This window comes from Bacillus cereus group sp. MYBK14-1 (genome assembly GCF_051916885.1).
In the GTDB taxonomy this organism is placed as follows: Bacteria; Bacillota; Bacilli; order Bacillales; family Bacillaceae_G; genus Bacillus_A; species Bacillus_A cereus.
Window position 1 is genome coordinate 279,078 of the sequence record NZ_JBQAHM010000004.1, and the last position, 18,994, is coordinate 298,071.

The following is an 18,994-nucleotide window of genomic DNA, read 5'->3' on the forward strand; positions in this document are numbered from 1 at the left end:
AATTTATGAAACTAGACCAGAAATCATTTTAGGATAATATGCATTCATCTTTTCTCTAAGTTTATTAAGTTCCTCTTTATTTAACGTCGTATGCTCGCCGTGCAAGTTAAGAGCGTCCGCTCCATCTTCATGAAAATACACCGTAACATATAACGTCGGTAACCCTTTGTTGTTTTCATCTATTGATAAGACGACATCTGGCTTTTTATTAACAGTGCTGAATGTTTCATTTCTTTTCCACTTCTTATTTTGAAACATGTCTTGTATATCATGTATCTTTCGTTTGTTATCTGTATGCGTAAAATATATAACATTATCCTCAGCCGGTTTTCCGATAGACAAAATTGTACGACTTGAGGGCAATCCACTGTTACACGCTGTCATTCCGATGACGAAGCTGAGCAATAATATAACGTACATTACTCTTTTCATTTCGATTCGCCTCCTTTTCATATATATATTCCTTTATAAGAGGCAGATGTCCTGTAAGTATACATTTTGTGGTAAATGGAATTATATCGACAAAACTACAAAAAGAAAGAGGCTGCCTTTATGGCAGCCTCCCTCATTTTTAGAAGAATAAATGTAAGAAATCTTCTGTTGTAATGTTACCGAAGTAGCGTGCGATATCTACGCCTTCTAAAGCTGCAGTGAATGCATCTTTATCGAACTGAACGCCTGTTAGACGCTCTTCGATATCATGAACATCTAGTGAACCGAAGAAGTCGCCGTAAATTTTACATTCTGTTACTGTTCCTTTTTTCACTTCAAGACGAACATCAACTTGTCCAACTGGGAAGCGGTGTGAATGTTGTAAGTTGAACTTCGGTGATTTTCCGTAGTTCCAATCCCAATTTTGGTAACGTTCTTCAGAAAGTTTGTGGATCTCTTTCCAATCATTTTCTGTTAATTCATACGTTGGGATTTCTGTTTCTCCTTCGAAAATTGTTTCTAGAAGAAGTTGTCTAAACTCCTCTGTCGTCATTTCTTCGTTTAGGAACTCTGTAATGTTCGCAACGCGGCTACGGATTGACTTAATTCCTTTTGATTGAATCTTATCCATTTTTACTTTTAACGCTGATACGACGTGATCGATTTCAGAATCAAATAGTAACGTACCGTGACTGAACATACGACCTTTCGTTGAGAACTGCGCGTTACCTGAAATTTTTCTACCTTCAGCTAAAATGTCGTTACGACCACTTAGTTCTGCATTTACACCTAATTTACTAAGCGCTTTCGTTACAGGCTCTGTGAATTTTTTGAAGTTACTGAAACTGTCTCCATCATCTTTCGTAATAAAACTGAAGTTTAAGTTTCCTAAATCATGATATACTGCGCCTCCGCCTGATAGACGACGAACGACATGAATACCTTTTTCTTTTACGTAATCTGCATTAATTTCTTCTACTGTGTTTTGGTTTTTACCAATGATAATCGAAGGCTCATTAATGTAAAACAGTAAATATGTTTCGTTAATATCTAAATTTTTCACACAATATTCTTCAATCGCTAAGTTTATTCTAGGATCTATAATTCCTTTATTATCAATAAATAACATCGTATCACCTCATGAGTTCCATACGTAGCCACTATGCGCTAGCGTAATGTGACCACTGAAAATTTGTTTTGCTTCTGTTACTAAATCAGATGGGTTGCCTGTATGCGGTAAGTGCGTTAATAAAAGTTCTTTTACATTCGCATCTTTTGCAATACTTGCTACTTCTGTACTATTCATATGCCCTGCTTTTGCAGCCTCTTGATGTGCATACATATTACACTCACAAATGAAAAGATCAGCATCTTTTGTGAATGGAATGAATTCAGGAATATAACTTGAATCAGCGCTGTATACTACAGCATCATCTCCAGCTGTAATACGCATCGCAAAGCATGTAACAGGATGAACAGTTTTTAAGAATGAAATCGAGAACGGTCCAATTTGAAGTGTTTCTTCTGGATTGTACGCGATTCCTTTCGTATGCGGTTCATGTGTTAAAGAATGGAAACCATTCTCATCAAACGTATGACCGTATATTGGTAGTTCTGGTAGTTGTCCCTTCGTCGCGCTCGTAATTAATCTCGCATATTGCAATACCCCAATGTCTGCAACATGATCGTGATGATAGTGCGACAGTACAACTGCATCTATATGAGATGGTGTTATATATTTTTGAAGCTGTGCTAGTACACCACTACCACAGTCTACAAGTAAACGAAAACCATCGTGTTCAAACAAATACCCCGACGTTGCTTCTCCCGCTTCTGGAAAGCCGCCCCAAAAGCCGACAACAGTCATTTTCATATGTATCCATCCTTTCTAAAACCGAGTAGAAATGCATGTTTTACTTACATCCTACATTGTTAACTATAATCCATTTCCTAAACTTTTTCATTAATTTTCAATTTTGTTATAAAACAGTTGTTGACTTTTATTTTTTGTACTAATACAATGATAGTAAGAAATGGAAATGGAGGGATTGACATGATCGATCAACCAATGGAGTTTTTCAGAAATTTACCGACGAAAACTTGTGCACACTGCGGGAAAGAAATTGATGAGCAGCACGAAGCATACCATAACAAATGTGATGATTGCGTTCACGAAGAATAGTAGTTTGTGAACAGAAAAAAACCTAGCAGACATAGTCTACTAGGCTAATAACATCTTATCCTTCATCGTTGAACCTTTCACCAAGAGCTCCAGTTCAAACTCATACAATTCTTTTTTTCGATAATTTTTCGTATGAATTTTATCCATCATTAGGTCGACAACTTTTCGGGCCATTTCATCAATTGGCTGTTCAATTGTCGTAATACCTGGTTCTGTAATCTGCGATAATATTTGATTATCAAAACCGATAACAGCGAGATCATCTGGAATGCTCCAGTTATGGCGTTTCGCCTCTGAGATAATTCCAGCTGCTACCTCATCGCCTCCTGCCAAAATCGCGGTAGGATTTTTTTTGTCCTTTAATACTTCATGGAATATTCGTTTTCCATCTTCCCAAGAGAAAGCGTTTTCAAGAAAGTCAATCGCTTCTACTTGGCGGCTCTTCTCAGTTATTGCACGTAAAAAGCCCATTTTTCGCTGCTGGCTAACGACTTTGGTTTCGTTACCACGGCAAAAAATAAGATTACGATATCCTTGATCTAACACATGCTTCGCAGCTATGTATGCTCCTTGCGCATGATCAAACTTCACTGTTGGAATATTTGCTTCCTCAATATATTCATTACACAACACGATTGGACCGTGCTGTAAGTATGGCTCTACATCTTCCCACGGATTTTCTAGTGAACATAGAATAATCCCATCTACTTGTTTCGTAGATAATAATTGTAAATACTCCATCTCTTTTTCCGGTAAATATCTTGTTTGACAAATAATCAGTTTATATTTATGTTCAGAAGCAGCAATCTCGATTGCTTCGATAAATCTACTGAAGAAAGGATTTGTAATCCTTGGAACTAGCACCGCAATTGTTTCCGTTTTTTGTTTACGAAGCCTTCTCGCCGCAGAATTAGGAACGAAGCCTAAATGCTTCATTGCTAATTGAACCCTTTTTTTCTTCTCATCTGAAACATATGGATGATTATTAATCACCCTAGAAACCGTTGTCCTTGATAACCCCGCTAATTTCGCCACGTCCTCTATAGTCGACACGAAATTCTCCCCCTTTGCATGAAAACGTTTTCTTAAATTGATTATATAGTATATTATTGGAAACTGCAATATCGGTTGTTATGATTTTACTATATTAATATTATACATAGGGAAAAGTCTGTTAATGCAGGGGCAATATACTGCTTTTAGAAATTTACGTTATGTACATTCCTTTTCTTAATACCATATATCCTTTATTCAATATAAAACCCCATCAATACGTCATCTCCATATGATCCATCTTCATATTTAATTTGCTTTCGTTGTCTGCCTTCTTCTACAAAGCCCATACGTTTGTACACTTTAATTGCCCGATCATTAACAGAAACTACACCTAAACAAATTTTTTCTAAACCTTTCTGCCCTTTCGCCCATCTAATAAGAAATTCAATTAATTTCGTGCCTATGCCTTGATTACAATACGCCTCTTTAATCCCCATTCCCATTGTGCCTGCGTGTTGTAACCGTTCTAGTTCATATCGGTTGAAAAGTAAAAAGCCAACTACCTTCCCATCTACTTCATACACGATATAAAGATTACCTTTCTCATTACTTTTCCGTATCTTTTCTCTTTCTGCATTCATATCATTCGGTAACTTCTTTGGGGATACTATGAAAAATTTTGTAGTAGTTTCCGATAATATAATTTCTTTTCTAATATTCATAATTGCTTCTGCATCAGTCTCTTTTACTAACCGTATCATTGAATCACCTCGTACTTTTTCTTTTTAAAAATAATATTACAACTATAAAACGGCCAATATGCAATATTACATATTGAGAATCTTTTTACTCTTGATACAATATTCATATATCAAAATAAAAGGAATGTATACAATGAATCCAATCTTAACAGCTGCAAAACAACTATTACATAAAGAAGAAAAAATTTTATCTACTTTAAAATGTTCACTTACTGGCTATATGATTACGCATAAAGTCCCGTATCCTGGCATGTTACTTGCTACTAATCAAAGACTTCTCTTTTTTAGCCAATATAAAAACACATTCATTGCCGAATTTGATTATGAAAAAATTCTATCCATAGAAACGAAGAGAAGAATCTTTGACAAAAAAATAATATTTTACTATGAAGATGAATATATAACGCTTGGATACATTACAAGTTCGAATGTTGAAGCGTTCATAGACTTACTACAAAGAAACAGCAAGACTAGCACAGGCTTATAATCAGCGGGGATCCCCTCGCTGATTCATTATTTTAACTCCTCCCACTTCGTCCAAACTTCTCTCCCGTTTATACAGTACATATTATCCTCTCTATTCATAAACCCCTGTACAATAAATTCACGTCTAATTGTACAAAAATCATCATGATATTGTTTTATAAATGTATTAATTTCTTTTTCTGTATATTGATTTTCAGCATTTAACTTGCTAATTAAATGCTCTAACAATACTAGTTTTTTCTTCTTTTAACCTGGAATCGATTTTAAACGATCCTCTTTATCGAAAAAGTTACGAATGGTCGTATCCCGGAATTTCATTTCACTTTCAGTCATTTTGTTATCCTCCATCACTTTTTTTCTTTATCTTTTCACTTAAAATATCAATAAAGTAATATCCACCCATTAACACATAATAGAACGTAAGTATTCCAAATGCATCTTTCATACTTGTATATACTTCTTTATCAAACAATATAGGTGAAAGGGCATAAACAAGAAAGATTATTAGCGGATTTACGATAAAATAATAAGTAAGATTGCCTTTCATCATATCAACTCCTCTACCCTATGTTTCTCTGTAAATTGTTGTAATTCCTTTTCTTTCGTTTCTATAGCTTTTAGAAAGATTTATAGATGAACTAAGGAAAAGATGTGCCCTCTATTAAAATAAAAAAGCACCAAAAAGGTGCTTTTATCTACGCTTCAACCGATTGATTTTCAGCAACATTTTTAAATTGTCGTTTGTGCATCAAAGTTAAGGAGGCGATCGTTCCAAGTGATAATACAACGATAAAGATCATGAGCATTCCTATGTTTTGCCACATGAAGTCAAAGTCTCCACTCGATACGACTGCTTTCAATCCTGATACAGAGTATGTCATCGGTAACCAAGCATTGAATGATTGTAAAAACTTCGGAATCAATTCTAGTGGGAATGTTCCGGCACTCGTTGTAAGCTGCATAATTAATGTGATAATGGCAATAAAACGGCCTGCATCACCGAATGCTGTTACTAAACATTGAATTAATGCGATAAATGCTAAACTTGTAATGATACTAAAGAGTATGAAGTATGGAATGCTTTGTACTTCTACACCCAATCCGAACAGTAATATAACATCTGCTACTATCGCTTGAATAATACCAACTGATAGTAAAACACCGAACTTACTAATAAACCAACTAAACCCTGATTTTGGAACTCCTACTGTATCACGTAATGGATATACGATTGATAATAGTAATGCCCCAACGAATAAACCGAGTGATAGGAAATACGGCGTAAATCCAGTTCCGTAGTTTGGAACTTCCGCCATTTTCTCCGTCTTCACTTTTACAGGACTTGCAAACATATCATACGTTTTATCTGTTCCTTTCACTTCACCAGTTTTCTCTGCCCCTTCGCCAAGTTTCTCAGCAAGTTCACCTGAACCATCGTTTACTTTTACGAGGCCATCTGTTACTTGACCAGATCCGTCTGCTAGTTTATTTACGCCGTCGATTAGCTGGGTTGAGCCGGTTGACATTTTATTTAGGCCACCATTTAGAGTACCTAAGCCAGTTGTTACTTGATTAGATCCATCTGCTAATTGATTTACGCCACCTGCCATTTGGTTTGCTCCTACAGATAATGTTCCTAAACCATCTGTTACTTGGCTTGAACCATCTGCTAATTGATTTACGCCACCTGCCATTTGGTTTGCTCCTGCAGATAATGTTCCTAAACCACCTGTTACTTGGCTTGAGCCATCTGCTAATTTCGTTACACCTACAGATAATGTCCCTAAACCGCCTGTTACTTGACCAGACCCATCTGCTAATTTGGATACTCCTACAGATAATGTTCCTAAACCGCCTGTTACTTGACCAGACCCATCTGCTAATTGATTTACTCCTGCAGATAATTGACCTAATCCTGCTGTCACTTTTCCAGAGCCACTTTGTAATTGCGTTACTCCATCAATTAATTGAACTGATCCATCTTTTAATTTATCGGCACCTATTTTTGCATTATCTAATCCCTCACCAAATCCATGAAACTTACTAACAAATTCATTTTGTGCGCTCGTTAGTTTCTCAATACCACCTGCTAGAGTTTTTATCCCTGCTGGATTTGGTAAGTTTTTTTGCAACCCATTTGTTGTTTGATGTATTTCGCCCTTTAATTGTTTTACTTCTTCATTTAGTTTATTTGTTCCACCTGCTACTCCGGCAGCCTTTTGCTGAACTGTCGCTGTACTTTTTACAGCACTTGTTATGAACGGTTGTAACTGCTCTTGATATTCTTTTGGTAAACTTTCAATTTGCTTTTGTAAATTCGCTACCTCTTGTGCTGCATTTTTTGCATCTCCTGCTGTTGATTGTGTAAGTTCATTTAACTGATTTACATTCGCCCCAGCTCCATCTATTTTTTCATTTACTGTATTCAATATAGAAGGAACTTTCGACTGCATTTCCTCTAAGCCTGCAGCAGACTTTTGTACGTTACTATTTAACTCTTGCAATCCCTTTTGGATCGCTTGAGAACCTTCCTCTAATTGGCTTTGCCCTTCAACGAGTTTTCCCATACCATTTGATAGGTCCGTTGTTCCTGTTTTTAATTCACCGGATTTACTTACTAATTTGTTCAAGCCACCGGTCACTTTCTCAGATCCATCACGCAACTCACCCGTTTTACTATTTAACGTATTTAAACCGTCTGTTACTTTACCCGATCCGTCTACTAATTTCCCTATACCTGCATTGCTATTTAATGCATGTAAACCATCTGTTACTTTACCTGATCCATCTACTAGTTTCCCAATACCTGCATTGCTATTTAATGCATGTAAACCATCTGTTACTTTGCCTGACCCATCTACTAATTTCCCTATACCTATCTGCATTTCACCTGTTTTGCTATTTAGTGTATTTAAACCATTTGTTACTTTGCCTGACCCATCTACTAATTTCCCTATACCTACCTGCATTTCACCTGTTTTACTATTTAGCACATTTAAACCGTTTGTTACTTTGCCTGACCCATCTACTAATTTATTAGATCCATCCGCTAATTTCTGAACTCCATCCTTCATCTCCCCAGACTTCCCTTGAAGTGTATGAAGGCCATCCGTCACTTTACTTGAACCATCATGCAATTCACTTGATCCGTCGTGTAGTTTACTTGCCCCTTCTGATCCATCTGCTAATCCTTTTGAGACGTCTTTAATAGAATCGAACATTTTCTCTGCATATGTTTTCGTTAACGTACTTGATACTTCAGTTTTAATCTTTTCAATGGCTGTTCCTCCAATTTGTGAAGATAAGAAGTTTAAACTTTCGTTTGGAATGTACTCTAAGTTTAATGGCTTTGGATTGTCTTTTAGTAACGTTGTAGCGTTACTGGAGAAGTCATCTGGAATGCGCACTAACATGTAATACTTTCTACCTTCCATTCCTTTCTTCGCTTCTTTTTCACTTACGAACTCCCATTTAAAACTTTTATTATCTTTTAAATTATCAACGAGCCCTTTTCCAACCTCAATTGGTTTCCCATCAAATACTGCACCTTTATCTAAATTGACTACTGCAACTGGTAAGTCATCTAACTGTTTATACGGATCCCAAAAGGCCCACAAAAACATCCCTGCATATAAAATCGGTACGAATAAGACCGCAATAATTGGAATTAATATTTTTTTACTTTTTATAATTTCCGTGAACTCTTTCCGAAGTAACTGATTCCCTTTCATAATTTCTCCCCCTTTTATAAAATGACCAAAATGTTCATATAGTCATTTTTACCCAAACAAAAAGGCTATACTTGTTCATACATATGCCTTATCCCCGAATTTATTACTATGCAACTTTTTCTCATTATGATTATATTTTTTCTATATCCCCCCTTAACTTAAAAATATGACCGTATTGTTCATTTGGTCATTTTTTATAAAATTAAAAGGATTATCTTAGTTTGACAATCCTTTTAGTAAATAAAGTTCAAATAACTCTGCAATTTTTTCTTTTTCTAGCGGTTCATGATTTTTTTCCCAATCAAAAATAAGCGATACATATAGACGAAGCATAATAAATGCTGTAATTTCTGGATCACATTTGCTAATTTCACCTTTTTCAATCGCAATCTTTAAATACGATTGAATAACAGAAACGATTTCCACATCAACTTGTTGCATAACTTCTTGTACTTCTTTCGTTCCCATATCGCGCTCTTCTTGAATTAATTTAATCATAAGCTGATGTTCTTTTCTAAATTCCAAGATGCTATATAATGCTCTATGTACATTTTCAAAAAATGAAACATCTGAACGAATTGCACTTTCTGCAACTTGCTTCATTTCTGTAATTAAATTAGAAATAATTTCACCAAATAGCTCTTCTTTATTTTTGAAAAAAGTATAAATCGTTCCTTTTCCTACATTCGCTAACTTCGCTACTTGATCCATCGTTGTTGCTTTATAACCGAACGCTGAAAAAGACTTTGTTGCAGCTTCAATAATAGAACGTTTTCGATCTATCGCCACATTGTCACCTCCAAAAATGACCAATTGGATAATATAGTCAATCAGTACATCTTTGATATTACCACACGCTTACATTCTATACAAGTTCTCTTTTTATTATTTCCAGTATAAAAAAATTTCAGTCAAGTTATATCATACTGTCCATAGTTTATCAAAAAGTATACTTGTATGGAAAGCTAGAATATATTCGTAAATAATTGCTGACTAGATCCCACTAGAAACTTAATAAAATAGACAGTGTTCTTAAAACCAAAGTTTTAAGAACACTGTCTATTATTTTGACATAGAAAGTAATATTTTCTCCATCTCTTTCTTAGTTAGATCATCATCGATTATCTCTTCGTATATCTTTGTATCTCTTGTAAAAATATCATTTACTATGACAATTTGATAATCACTATTCTTACCTTGTGCTGGTACAAACATTTTGAGTCCTTTTAACTTACTCTCTCCTTGAGAATATTTATTATATACCATTTCTTTCCCGTCTAAACTATAACTTTCTAGATTCTCTTCTCCAGGCATCATGTAGTGTAGTGGATCCTTACCACCATTAACATTACCATCCATATACATCCTTGACTGGTAAATTGTAAAACCATATTTCCCTTTTGTATATTCTGATTTAATAACTAATTCTACATCTCTTCCAAAATATGAATCAGCCCATTCTCTCTTTAATTCATAACCTTCAGGTATATAAGTTGGCTCCTTAATTTGATACGGTACATGTTCTTTTGCTTCTTCTATAGTATATGTTAAAGACTTCTGCAATTTATCATTAAAAGGGTTTAATTTCTTCTGAATACTAGCTAATTTTTCTTGATCAGTTTTATTCAAACGTTCAAGATTAATTTCCTTTGTATCTCCATCATAATTCTCAGGCACATTTTTCTTAACCATTGCTTGTTTCTGAATTTCGCTAGCCTCTTTAAATAATTGGACATATTGTTCAAATTCTTTTTTTGTAAAATTCTTTTCTGCCAAATACAAAAGATCTGTATCTCTTTTATATGACTTTATCGACATACCCCATTCTCTACTTGCATTCTCTGGTGTACCATATACTGTTTCTATCGCTTTTTCAAATGCCGCTTTAGATTGCTTATTTTCTACAACCTTTTCCTTCTGTCTTTCATCTCCCTCGGTTATCCTTGCATTTAATAAAAATCCGCCTGCTATAGCTGCTATCGCAATCACTCCAAGTAAAGAAAGACGATACGATTTCTTTTGGAATTTTTTAATCATAACGATTCTCCTTTTTAGTGTTCGTTTATTTCTACTTAAATTTGCTAGGCTTGGTACTTGATAGGAATAGTGTTGTAGAAGGGTAATAATTGTATGTCCGTATGCAATTTGTTCCTCTTTATCTATAAAAGTAAGTGCATATGCATCACAGGCTAATTCTTGATCTTCTCGCATACAAAAATAGGCGTACCAAAGAATCGGATTGAACCAATTTAATAGGATTAAACTGTACATAATCCAATTTACAGCTACATCGTTTCTCTTAATATGAGCTAACTCATGGTAAAAGACATATTGTAATTGTTGTTTATTTAATACTTTCATATGTTTTTTTGATAGTAATACTTTCGGACGAAAGAAACTAAACACAGTTGGGCTCGCAATCTTTCCCGCTAGACGTAACGAAACTGCCTTCTTCATTTTCATAGATTGCTTACAGCGATTAAACACTGTAGCGACCTGTTCATCCGTAATATCCGGTTGTTTCTTTATGTACGAATATAAACGTCTATTTGTAAGAAACGTTATGACTGCTAATACGATTACCCCAGCTAGCCAAACATACAAAGCAAGTTGGTATAAAGAAAATGTAGTCTGTTTTTCCGAACTGACTTTTACTTCCGGTTCGCTAGTTTTTGTCACCATTTTAGAATTTGATTCCAATTCCACTTTACGGTCGCTTTCTATGTTTACTATATTCTCAGTAGCCGGCATATTTTTTGGAATAACTTCCGATACGCTAGAACTATAAGAAAGTAATGAGTAAATGCTATAAGAGCTATCTGGCGACCACGGTAAAAGGAGTCTTATCATTAATACGATCCACAGCATATATTGCCACCGGGGGGTTAATTTATTTCTAAATAGAACTTTTATACATAAAATAAATCCGACTAATATGCTAGCCATAAGTGACGTTTCTATAAGCCAATCAAAAAAATGAGGAAGGTATACATTTATAAGCGTGTCTATCATTTTTATCGATCCTTCCTCTTATTCTCCTCTGTCTTCTCATCTAAAATGCGTTTTAATTCATTAATATCTTCTGAAGATAATTTCTCCTCTTTTAAGAAATTAACAAGTAATGGCTTAAACGCTGCACCGCAAAAACGTTTTAGTAAAGATTTCGTTTCCACTTGCAAATAATTATCTTGTGATACTAACGGATAATAAGCGTACATACGCCCTTTATCTTGATGGTAAGAAACGGCTTCCTTTTGTACTAATCGATTAATTAATGTGCGGATTGTTTTCGGTTTCCAGTCCATTGCATCTTCCAGTTCTTCTATAATTTCATTCGCTGTTTGCGGAGAACTCGACCAAAGTACTTTCATAATTTCTAATTCCGCTTCAGATATTTTAGGTAATTGATTTGTCATCGTATGTTTCACTCCTAAGTATTACATTTGTAATCTATAATTAAGATTACAAATGTAATACTTAATTGTCAACCATATTTTAGAAAAATTAATTTCAGCTAAACCTTACTTCACAACAACAAAATTCCTCTTTTTCAAATAATCAAATAAAAAAACAAGAAAATCTTTACAATTAATAGTAATATAGAAAATAGACAAGTTTATCAAAATAGTGGAGGCTTTTTCAGTCATGATGCGTGCGCTTCGTTTAAATATAAAGCAAGCTTTTTGTAATCGTGTTTCTTTAATTATTATGTTTAGTGGATTTGTTCTTATTTGTATTTATCATTATTATTATGTAATTCGTTATTTAGGAGACGCTGCGAATGGACCTATATCGACGGATATTAAATGGATTGGATTTCGTGGAAATGAAATGGATGTTTATTTATTATTAATGCCAGTTATTGCAAGTCTTCCCTTTAGTACAAGTTATAACTCGGATAAGTCCGATGGTTTTAAACCGTTTGTCAGTAAAGAAATTTCTTTATTTTCTTATTCAGTAACGAAATATATCGTTACATTTTTTTGCGGCGGACTTCTTTATACATTTCCATTCATCTTATCGTTATTATTTTGCAAATTAACCATTCCAGACGGAGTACCAACGGCTGGTTCAGGCATTATAAATGATAACGGGATGTTCGCAAACTTATATGAAACTTCTCCCATCACTTACATTGCTGTATATATCGGAATTAATTTTTTATTTGCAGGTTTGATGGCTCTTTTAGGACTTGCTGCATCTGCATGGTCCCAAAAGGACTATATGGCGCTTCTATTTCCATTTGCAACTACCTCTATTCCTTACGTCCTGCTAAATACGGTACTCCCTACAATAGGCGGAGCACCTATTCATTTATATGATCCAAGGCAGCCGCTGCATGGCATGTCACCATATATTTTGACAATACAATGTGCCTTCTTCCTCCTCGTTAGCTTAATCATGTATATACAAGGAGTAAAACGTGATAGAAAAAAATATAGAAGAAGGTTGCAAAAAAGAGAGCGGTGTAGAAAGGCGTTTCAAGTATAATAAAACCCTAATTTCCTTACTATATTGGAAATTAGGGTTTTATTTACTATTCACTTACGGTGTACCAGCCAATCCCCATAAAATAACAACCGCTACAAAATAAATCGCTTTAATCACTACTACTAAACATAATGAAACAATTGCATATTTACTTAATTCTCTTCTTGCACCTATTAAAGTGAAAATAACCGCCAAACTAAATGTTATATAAGAAGTTGCAGTATGTATTAAGTTATACGTAATATCTAGATTGCTTGTAAGTCCTGTTATATCAGCTACAAACTGAAGCATGACGATCGTACTAAAAAAAATTGCAAACTGATTCATTACCTTTCCATTTATTTGTAACTGCATTGTTGTCCTCCTTATTAAAAAACTAAATATTCAATCAATTTTATCATTAGATTACAAAAAAAGGAATCATCTCTTTATACTATTCTATAACGATGCAAAAAAAGAACGCTTAGTCACCTAAGCGTTCCTTTCTTTAAGAAGCTTTCTTCAAATCAATTTGAGCAAGTACTGGGTCATGGTCGCTTACACGTCCGTGCTCTTTCATTATATTTGAGTTTAAGTGCACTGGATCTACAATTGTGTGTGGTGCGATATTATTTGTTATTAAAATATGATCTAACACTTGTGCATTTCCTTCGTGAATGTACGTGTAACGATTCTCTTTTGGCACTGTGTTTAACATATCTTTTAAGATTGTTCCCTCTAGTGTTTTTAGTGGTTTAGAGAATTCGAAATCGTTCATATCACCTAACACGACAACTGGTGCATTCGTATTCTTTTTCTGAATTCCTTGAACGAAATGATTTACCTCTTGTGCTAACTGAATTCGTTTGTCTTCACTTTTTAATACGAGCGGCTGCACTTTTCCAAATGGCGTTGCATCTCCTAGTTTTGAGTTTAAGTGATTTGCAACGACAACAATGTTTTGTCCTTGGAACGTAAATTCTGCCGCTAACGGTTTACGTGTACTTTCAAATAATGGATTTTCGTCTCCAATACGAACAACATTTTTATCAAGTAACTTTGGTACCGTCGCTAATTTCACGCGTGATGGATTATAGAAGAAGCCGACGCGAATATTCGCTCCTGGTGCTCCTCCGTCTTGATTATTGTTTGGAGCGATTTCTACATACTCATACTTCGGTCCACGAATTTCTAGAACTGCATCAATGATACGTTTTGCGCTTAATGACGCATCTGTTGTACCGTCATTAATTGATCCGTTATTATCTTGCATTTCCTCTACACCGATAATATCTGGCATTTTTAAGTTGTATTTAATAGAATACGCTAACGCTTTTACCTTTTCATCTGTTGTTTCTTTTTTATTCGCTGAGAAGTTTTCAATGTTATATGTAGCAACCGTTAACTTATCAAGACGTGGCTGAATATTTGCGCCTACTTGCTTAAATCCACCATCCACTACAGCTGGCAGTTCTGTTATTGGCGAAATACGGAAAGAACCGTAATCATATCCTACTACCCCTGTTATATCTCCAGTGAAAGTATCTCCTACTTTTGCTACATAATCACGAGGTACTTTTACAGAAAGGCGCTCTGGATTTAATTGATTTTCATCTAATAGAGGTGTGCCATATTGTGTTACTACTTTATCTCCACCATTTTTTACTGTTACATATAAATTTCCGTTTTTCTGAGGTGTAATAATTTTTGGTGTTGGCATCGTAACACGCATACCTTCTATACTTTCATAAAAGTCGATTGCATCTTCATTTGGATCAAATAAACTAAATGCATCATTATCAATAATCTGGTCTGGGATTTTCACACCGTTTTCCCCAAGTACAATCGGTGCCGGCAAAGATTGATCTTTTGCGATTACAGCAACGCGACTCGCCTTAATTTCTGTCGTCGTTAAGTCTGTTTCAAATCGCTCTGCATAGCCTGGTCCAACATATTCTTCTACTACTCCATCAACTTGAATAAGATCTCCTACTGCTACATTCGCATCTTTTTTATATACGTACATACCTTCTGAAGTAGCTGGATCATTATCTGGCTGATTATCTTCTATATAAAAGCCGTTTTTATCAAGCGCTGTTACAACGCCTTCCACATTGTTTACTTTCTTCCCGTTGTAAGGAGACATATGTGATTTTCCTTGAATGTCATGAATACGAACCTGTTCATTATTTACGATAATAAATGAAAATGTCGAAATTGCTGAAGAAGTAAGTCCTTCTTTTTCTGCGATTGCTTTCACTACACTATTTTCATTCACTATAATTTGTCCATTATAACGAACACTTTTATTAGTAGGATTAGAGCCATCTAACGTATAGTAGATTGTTGCGCCTTCTGTATTCGTCGTTAATGTTACCGCTGTTCCTTTAGCAACTTCTCCACCGTTCGGTGAAGCTACTACATCGCTAACACGGTTTTGTCCTTCACCTTGAAACTTATAAGCTGTTACTGATTTTAAACCTGGGTTACTAAAATATAATTCAAGAGTCCCAGTCAAACTAACTTTCTTCCCGATATTTTCAGGGTGATCTTTTACATTCACTGCCGTTCTCACATCACCTTTTGGCAACTGAACGGGCATGATTTTGTCTGGATTCGTTTCGTTTGGCGAATCTGCAATTGCTACGTTTGTATCATCAAACTTAGCTGGATCCTTCGTATATTTAGAAGAACTTTGCGTATATCCGACAATATATCCTTCCACAATCCCCTTCGTTTTCCCTTGCTGCTTAAATACTTGAATTGCTTTTTCTACTGACATAGAAGCAGTTTCTTCTGCTTGCGCTAAAGTTCCAGTAAATGAAAGCAATAGCAAGAATGATAAAAAGACGCTTAACAATTTCTTCACAGCCATTTTCCTCTCCCTATTTCATATTTTCTCAGCATTTCTATCATAACAAATGATTCGTTATATAGAACTATTTTTCGACAAATTTTACAAAAGATTTATTTAATTTACAAGCTTTCAAACTATAATACAAAATAATAATTTTACACCTTCTACAAATGCACTCTATAATGTTAGTGAGAAAACAGAAAATATCGACATTTGATTGGCATGTAAAATGGATTCATTTGAATAGGAGTGATTGGATGGAAGTGCAAACAGAAACATACCGCGCAGCTATGAATGGAACATTAGAACGTCATTTTTCAGATATGATTGCCGTTATACCAACTAGAATTACAATTGAGCAGTTAAAACAACGGCTAGAAACTATCGCTACTAAAGTTGATGAGTTAAAAATTGTTTATAGTGATGAGACAAGCCTTATTGTTGAGTTACATATGGATGAAACAATCATACCGTATGAACTGCATATTGATGAGGCGAATGACCCAGAAGAATATAAAATGTACAATAGACAAGATTCTACAATCGTAGATCGTAATTTTGAAGATGCGGCTTTCGGTACTGAAATTTTCACTCGTACGCTGTTTGTAGGCGATGTACTGGACTGCTTTTTCCAGCAGTTACAGTTTTTATGGAACCTCGCCCCAGATTTGTTATTTGTAATCGATTCAAGTGCAGCAATGAAAGTGCTATCTAGAAGCTATATTGAATATCACGTTGAAAATGAATTATTACCTGACATTCCTGACTTATACGTTATTCATTCCGTTTATGAAGACGATAAAGAAGGCGAGCCTACGCAACATTGGTTTCATACACACGGCCTTTTAAGAGCGGGCGTAACTGAAATAGAGTTAATTATTCCAAATCGCATTTCTTCCTACTACGGCATTGGCGATCTCTTTCAAACATTTGCTAATAATGCCGTTGAGAATGGACAAGTCCCTATGAATGAGCCTATCGTTATCGCGCATAGTCAGCAAGGTTCTATACATACAGTCGCTGTTCCGTGGGAAAAAGGATTATCTTATATAGGGCATAAAACGTGTATGGACCAATTATCTTCAATCGAGGATGAAGAAGTGAAATTACAGCCAATAGATGCACAAAATACATTCTTAGGCGGAATGGATGCCCGAGATGAATACCATCAATCTCCATCCGTCCTCTTATTCAAATTTAATACTTCAGAAGAATATATTGAAAGTTTTTTCAAAGAACACGAGGAAGCTACAGGGCTCATGTTCTATAAAACAAATAGTGAAACCGATCGTATGGCTTATAATGCGAAAAATACTTTCGGGTATTTCAGCAACATTTTTCACATTGAACAATCAAATGAAGATTTTCGTTTCCTTGCTAAGTTTGGTGTCTCCTACGAAGAAGGAAAAAGTGAACATATGTGGTTTGAAATGCAAAACATTACGGAAGATTTCATTCAAGGAATACTCATTAATGAACCATATTTTATAGAAGATATGAGTGAAGGAAATAGTTATCATTTAGATTTTGATAACTTAACAGAGTGGGTTATTTATGCAGGAGATGCTGTTATAAAGCCAAATAACTTATATATGTTTATTGGTGAATAAGTAACAAAACGCCTTCAATGTGATTGAAGGCGTTTCACTTTACTGTGCGATTAATTCCGTATCCATTACTTTCTCCAAATGAGCTAGCACACGCTTTGCTGCTTTCTCACCTTGATCAATACAGTCCGGAAGACCAGAACCAGCGTAAGAACTACCTGCCAAGTATATACCTGGCAACTCTTTCTCCATAAATGTTGTGAGCTTTTTCATTCGCTCGTTATGGCCTACTGTATATTGAGGCATCGCTTCTTTCCAGCGACTTACGATTGTAAACTCTGGATCCTCTGTAATATCCATCGTCTTCCTTAAATCTTCTAGTACGAGCTGAACGAGTTCTTCTTCAGTTTGTTCTACAACCGCTTCATCACCAGCACGTCCAACGTAACAGCGAAAGAGTGTTTTTCCTTCTGGCGTTGTATGTGGCCATTTTTTATGCGTCCACGTACATGCTGTAATCGTGTAATCGCTATTTCGTGATACGACAAATCCTGTACCATTAATATCGCGCTGGATTGCAGACTTTTGGAAAGCAAGTGCCACATTCGCAACGGATGTGGATGGAATATTACGGAAGAAACGAAACTGCTTGTACTGAGCAAACATGGACGGCAATACTTTATGCGAAGTTGCCACTACGATGGCGTCCGCTTCTATTTCTTTTCCGTTACTAAGAGTAATCGTATAACCATCACCCTGTTTTGCAACTTTTTCAATGCGAGTTCCCTTTATTATCGTACCTTCATGCATCTTTGCTTCGAGAGATTCTACGATAGATTCTAAACCTGTTTTCACTGTTTGGAACATTCCCTTTTTCGGTTCAGCTTTCTCTTCTTTCGGAGCGAGCGTACGCATACCGAGTGAAATACTGCGATGTTTCTGCTCAATTTGATACATTTGCGGGAATGTTGACATTAAGCTCATTTCATCAATATCCCCTGCATAAATACCCGATAGTAACGGCTCTATTAAGTTTTCAACCACTTCGTTTCCAAGACGATGTCTGAAAAATTGTCCGAGTGATTGGTCAGATACTGGCTTTGACCTCGGCATTAATAGATCAAAGCCAGCTCTTAGTTTACCAATTGGGGAGAACAGCCCGGAAAATAGAAACGGCGTAATTTGCGTTGGAATTCCCATCATTGATCCATTCGGCATTTTATGTAACCGATTGTTTACAAGGATAAATGATTGACCGGCTTGATTATTTACAAGTTCATCGCCAAGACCTAATTCTTCCACTAATCTAGCTGCACTTTCTTTTCGTGCTAAGAAAGAATCTGGTCCGCGCTCAATTGTAAATCCATCTTTTCGAACGGTTTGAATTTTTCCGCCAAGTTTACCCGATGCTTCTATAAGTAATGTATCAATCGGCAAGTTTTTTTCATGAATATTTTTTTGTAAGTTATACATTGCTGTTAATCCAGTGATGCCTCCGCCGATGATCACAACCTTTTTCCTCAAGCAGGCTC

The 18,994-nt window shown here is 35.5% G+C and carries 17 protein-coding genes and 1 pseudogene; 4 read left to right on the top strand and 14 right to left on the bottom strand.

Annotation, left to right across the window (positions count from 1 at the left end; translation table 11 throughout):
* Positions 1 to 3: 3 nt before the first annotated feature.
* From ACTFR3_RS14345 to ACTFR3_RS14355, 3 genes are all read right to left on the bottom strand, one after another.
* On the bottom strand, positions 4 to 432 hold the full coding sequence (locus ACTFR3_RS14345; protein ID WP_000832611.1) for a hypothetical protein: 429 nt from the start codon (positions 430 to 432) through the stop codon (positions 4 to 6).
* A 139-nt stretch (positions 433 to 571) separates the two neighbouring features.
* Positions 572 to 1,561 carry a lipoate--protein ligase gene (locus ACTFR3_RS14350; protein ID WP_322356702.1) on the bottom strand — a complete coding sequence of 330 codons (990 nt, stop codon included), beginning with the start codon at positions 1,559 to 1,561 and terminating at the stop codon, positions 572 to 574.
* 9 nt (positions 1,562 to 1,570) lie between these two features.
* Positions 1,571 to 2,305 carry an MBL fold metallo-hydrolase gene (locus ACTFR3_RS14355; RefSeq protein ID WP_000784686.1) on the bottom strand — a complete coding sequence of 245 codons (735 nt, stop codon included), beginning with the start codon at positions 2,303 to 2,305 and terminating at the stop codon, positions 1,571 to 1,573.
* 180 nt (positions 2,306 to 2,485) lie between these two features.
* Here ACTFR3_RS14355 and yhfH point away from each other — a divergent pair, with 180 nt between their 5' ends.
* Positions 2,486 to 2,614: a protein YhfH gene (gene yhfH / locus ACTFR3_RS14360; protein ID WP_000567010.1), complete on the top strand. Its 129-nt coding sequence runs from the start codon at positions 2,486 to 2,488 to the stop codon at positions 2,612 to 2,614.
* A 39-nt stretch (positions 2,615 to 2,653) separates the two neighbouring features.
* Here the strand turns inward: yhfH and ACTFR3_RS14365 are convergent, their stop codons facing one another.
* Together ACTFR3_RS14365 and ACTFR3_RS14370 are read right to left on the bottom strand one after the other, a co-directional pair.
* Positions 2,654 to 3,667 (bottom strand): LacI family DNA-binding transcriptional regulator, encoded by a 1,014-nt coding sequence (locus ACTFR3_RS14365; RefSeq protein WP_000103715.1) that lies wholly within the window; start codon positions 3,665 to 3,667, stop codon positions 2,654 to 2,656.
* A 194-nt stretch (positions 3,668 to 3,861) separates the two neighbouring features.
* Complete coding sequence (locus ACTFR3_RS14370; protein WP_048656899.1) at positions 3,862 to 4,371, bottom strand: GNAT family N-acetyltransferase; 510 nt, start codon at positions 4,369 to 4,371, stop codon at positions 3,862 to 3,864.
* A 133-nt stretch (positions 4,372 to 4,504) separates the two neighbouring features.
* Between ACTFR3_RS14370 and ACTFR3_RS14375 the strand changes: the two genes are divergently transcribed.
* Entirely contained in the window at positions 4,505 to 4,858 is a 354-nt protein-coding gene (locus tag ACTFR3_RS14375; protein ID WP_001068220.1) for a PH domain-containing protein, read from the top strand.
* Positions 4,859 to 4,884: 26 nt separating this feature from the next.
* Here ACTFR3_RS14375 and ACTFR3_RS14380 read toward each other — a convergent pair.
* From ACTFR3_RS14380 to ACTFR3_RS14405, 6 genes and pseudogenes are all read right to left on the bottom strand, one after another.
* A pseudogene (locus ACTFR3_RS14380) lies at positions 4,885 to 5,190 on the bottom strand (DUF2087 domain-containing protein).
* A 4-nt stretch (positions 5,191 to 5,194) separates the two neighbouring features.
* Positions 5,195 to 5,407 (bottom strand): hypothetical protein, encoded by a 213-nt coding sequence (locus ACTFR3_RS14385; RefSeq protein WP_001986098.1) that lies wholly within the window; start codon positions 5,405 to 5,407, stop codon positions 5,195 to 5,197.
* Positions 5,408 to 5,552: 145 nt separating this feature from the next.
* Positions 5,553 to 8,588, bottom strand: coding sequence for a YhgE/Pip family protein (locus ACTFR3_RS14390; protein WP_440044494.1), 3,036 nt, complete (start codon positions 8,586 to 8,588; stop codon positions 5,553 to 5,555).
* A gap of 216 nt (positions 8,589 to 8,804) precedes the next feature.
* Complete coding sequence (locus ACTFR3_RS14395) at positions 8,805 to 9,377, bottom strand: TetR/AcrR family transcriptional regulator (RefSeq protein WP_000963381.1); 573 nt, start codon at positions 9,375 to 9,377, stop codon at positions 8,805 to 8,807.
* Between the two features lie 273 nt (positions 9,378 to 9,650).
* Entirely contained in the window at positions 9,651 to 11,600 is a 1,950-nt protein-coding gene (locus tag ACTFR3_RS14400) for a M56 family metallopeptidase (RefSeq protein ID WP_440044495.1), read from the bottom strand.
* Positions 11,601 to 11,602: 2 nt separating this feature from the next.
* Positions 11,603 to 12,004, bottom strand: a complete 402-nt coding sequence (locus tag ACTFR3_RS14405; protein WP_000184509.1) for a BlaI/MecI/CopY family transcriptional regulator — start codon at positions 12,002 to 12,004, stop codon at positions 11,603 to 11,605.
* A gap of 229 nt (positions 12,005 to 12,233) precedes the next feature.
* Here ACTFR3_RS14405 and ACTFR3_RS14410 point away from each other — a divergent pair, with 229 nt between their 5' ends.
* A complete protein-coding gene (locus ACTFR3_RS14410) occupies positions 12,234 to 13,079 on the top strand; it encodes a membrane protein (protein ID WP_000984146.1) in 846 nt (281 codons plus the stop codon).
* Between the two features lie 54 nt (positions 13,080 to 13,133).
* Here the strand turns inward: ACTFR3_RS14410 and ACTFR3_RS14415 are convergent, their stop codons facing one another.
* Both ACTFR3_RS14415 and ACTFR3_RS14420 read right to left on the bottom strand, forming a co-directional pair.
* Positions 13,134 to 13,433 carry a hypothetical protein gene (locus tag ACTFR3_RS14415; RefSeq protein WP_001176852.1) on the bottom strand — a complete coding sequence of 100 codons (300 nt, stop codon included), beginning with the start codon at positions 13,431 to 13,433 and terminating at the stop codon, positions 13,134 to 13,136.
* A 133-nt stretch (positions 13,434 to 13,566) separates the two neighbouring features.
* Positions 13,567 to 15,933 (bottom strand): DUF6359 domain-containing protein, encoded by a 2,367-nt coding sequence (locus tag ACTFR3_RS14420; protein ID WP_440044497.1) that lies wholly within the window; start codon positions 15,931 to 15,933, stop codon positions 13,567 to 13,569.
* Between the two features lie 239 nt (positions 15,934 to 16,172).
* Between ACTFR3_RS14420 and ACTFR3_RS14425 the strand changes: the two genes are divergently transcribed.
* A complete protein-coding gene (locus tag ACTFR3_RS14425; protein ID WP_440044499.1) occupies positions 16,173 to 17,525 on the top strand; it encodes a DUF4026 domain-containing protein in 1,353 nt (450 codons plus the stop codon).
* 39 nt (positions 17,526 to 17,564) lie between these two features.
* Here the strand turns inward: ACTFR3_RS14425 and hemY are convergent, their stop codons facing one another.
* The gene (gene hemY / locus ACTFR3_RS14430) at positions 17,565 to 18,986 is read right to left on the bottom strand and encodes a protoporphyrinogen oxidase (protein ID WP_255913440.1); all 1,422 of its coding nucleotides are present in this window, start codon (positions 18,984 to 18,986) and stop codon (positions 17,565 to 17,567) included.
* Positions 18,987 to 18,994 lie beyond the last annotated feature (8 nt).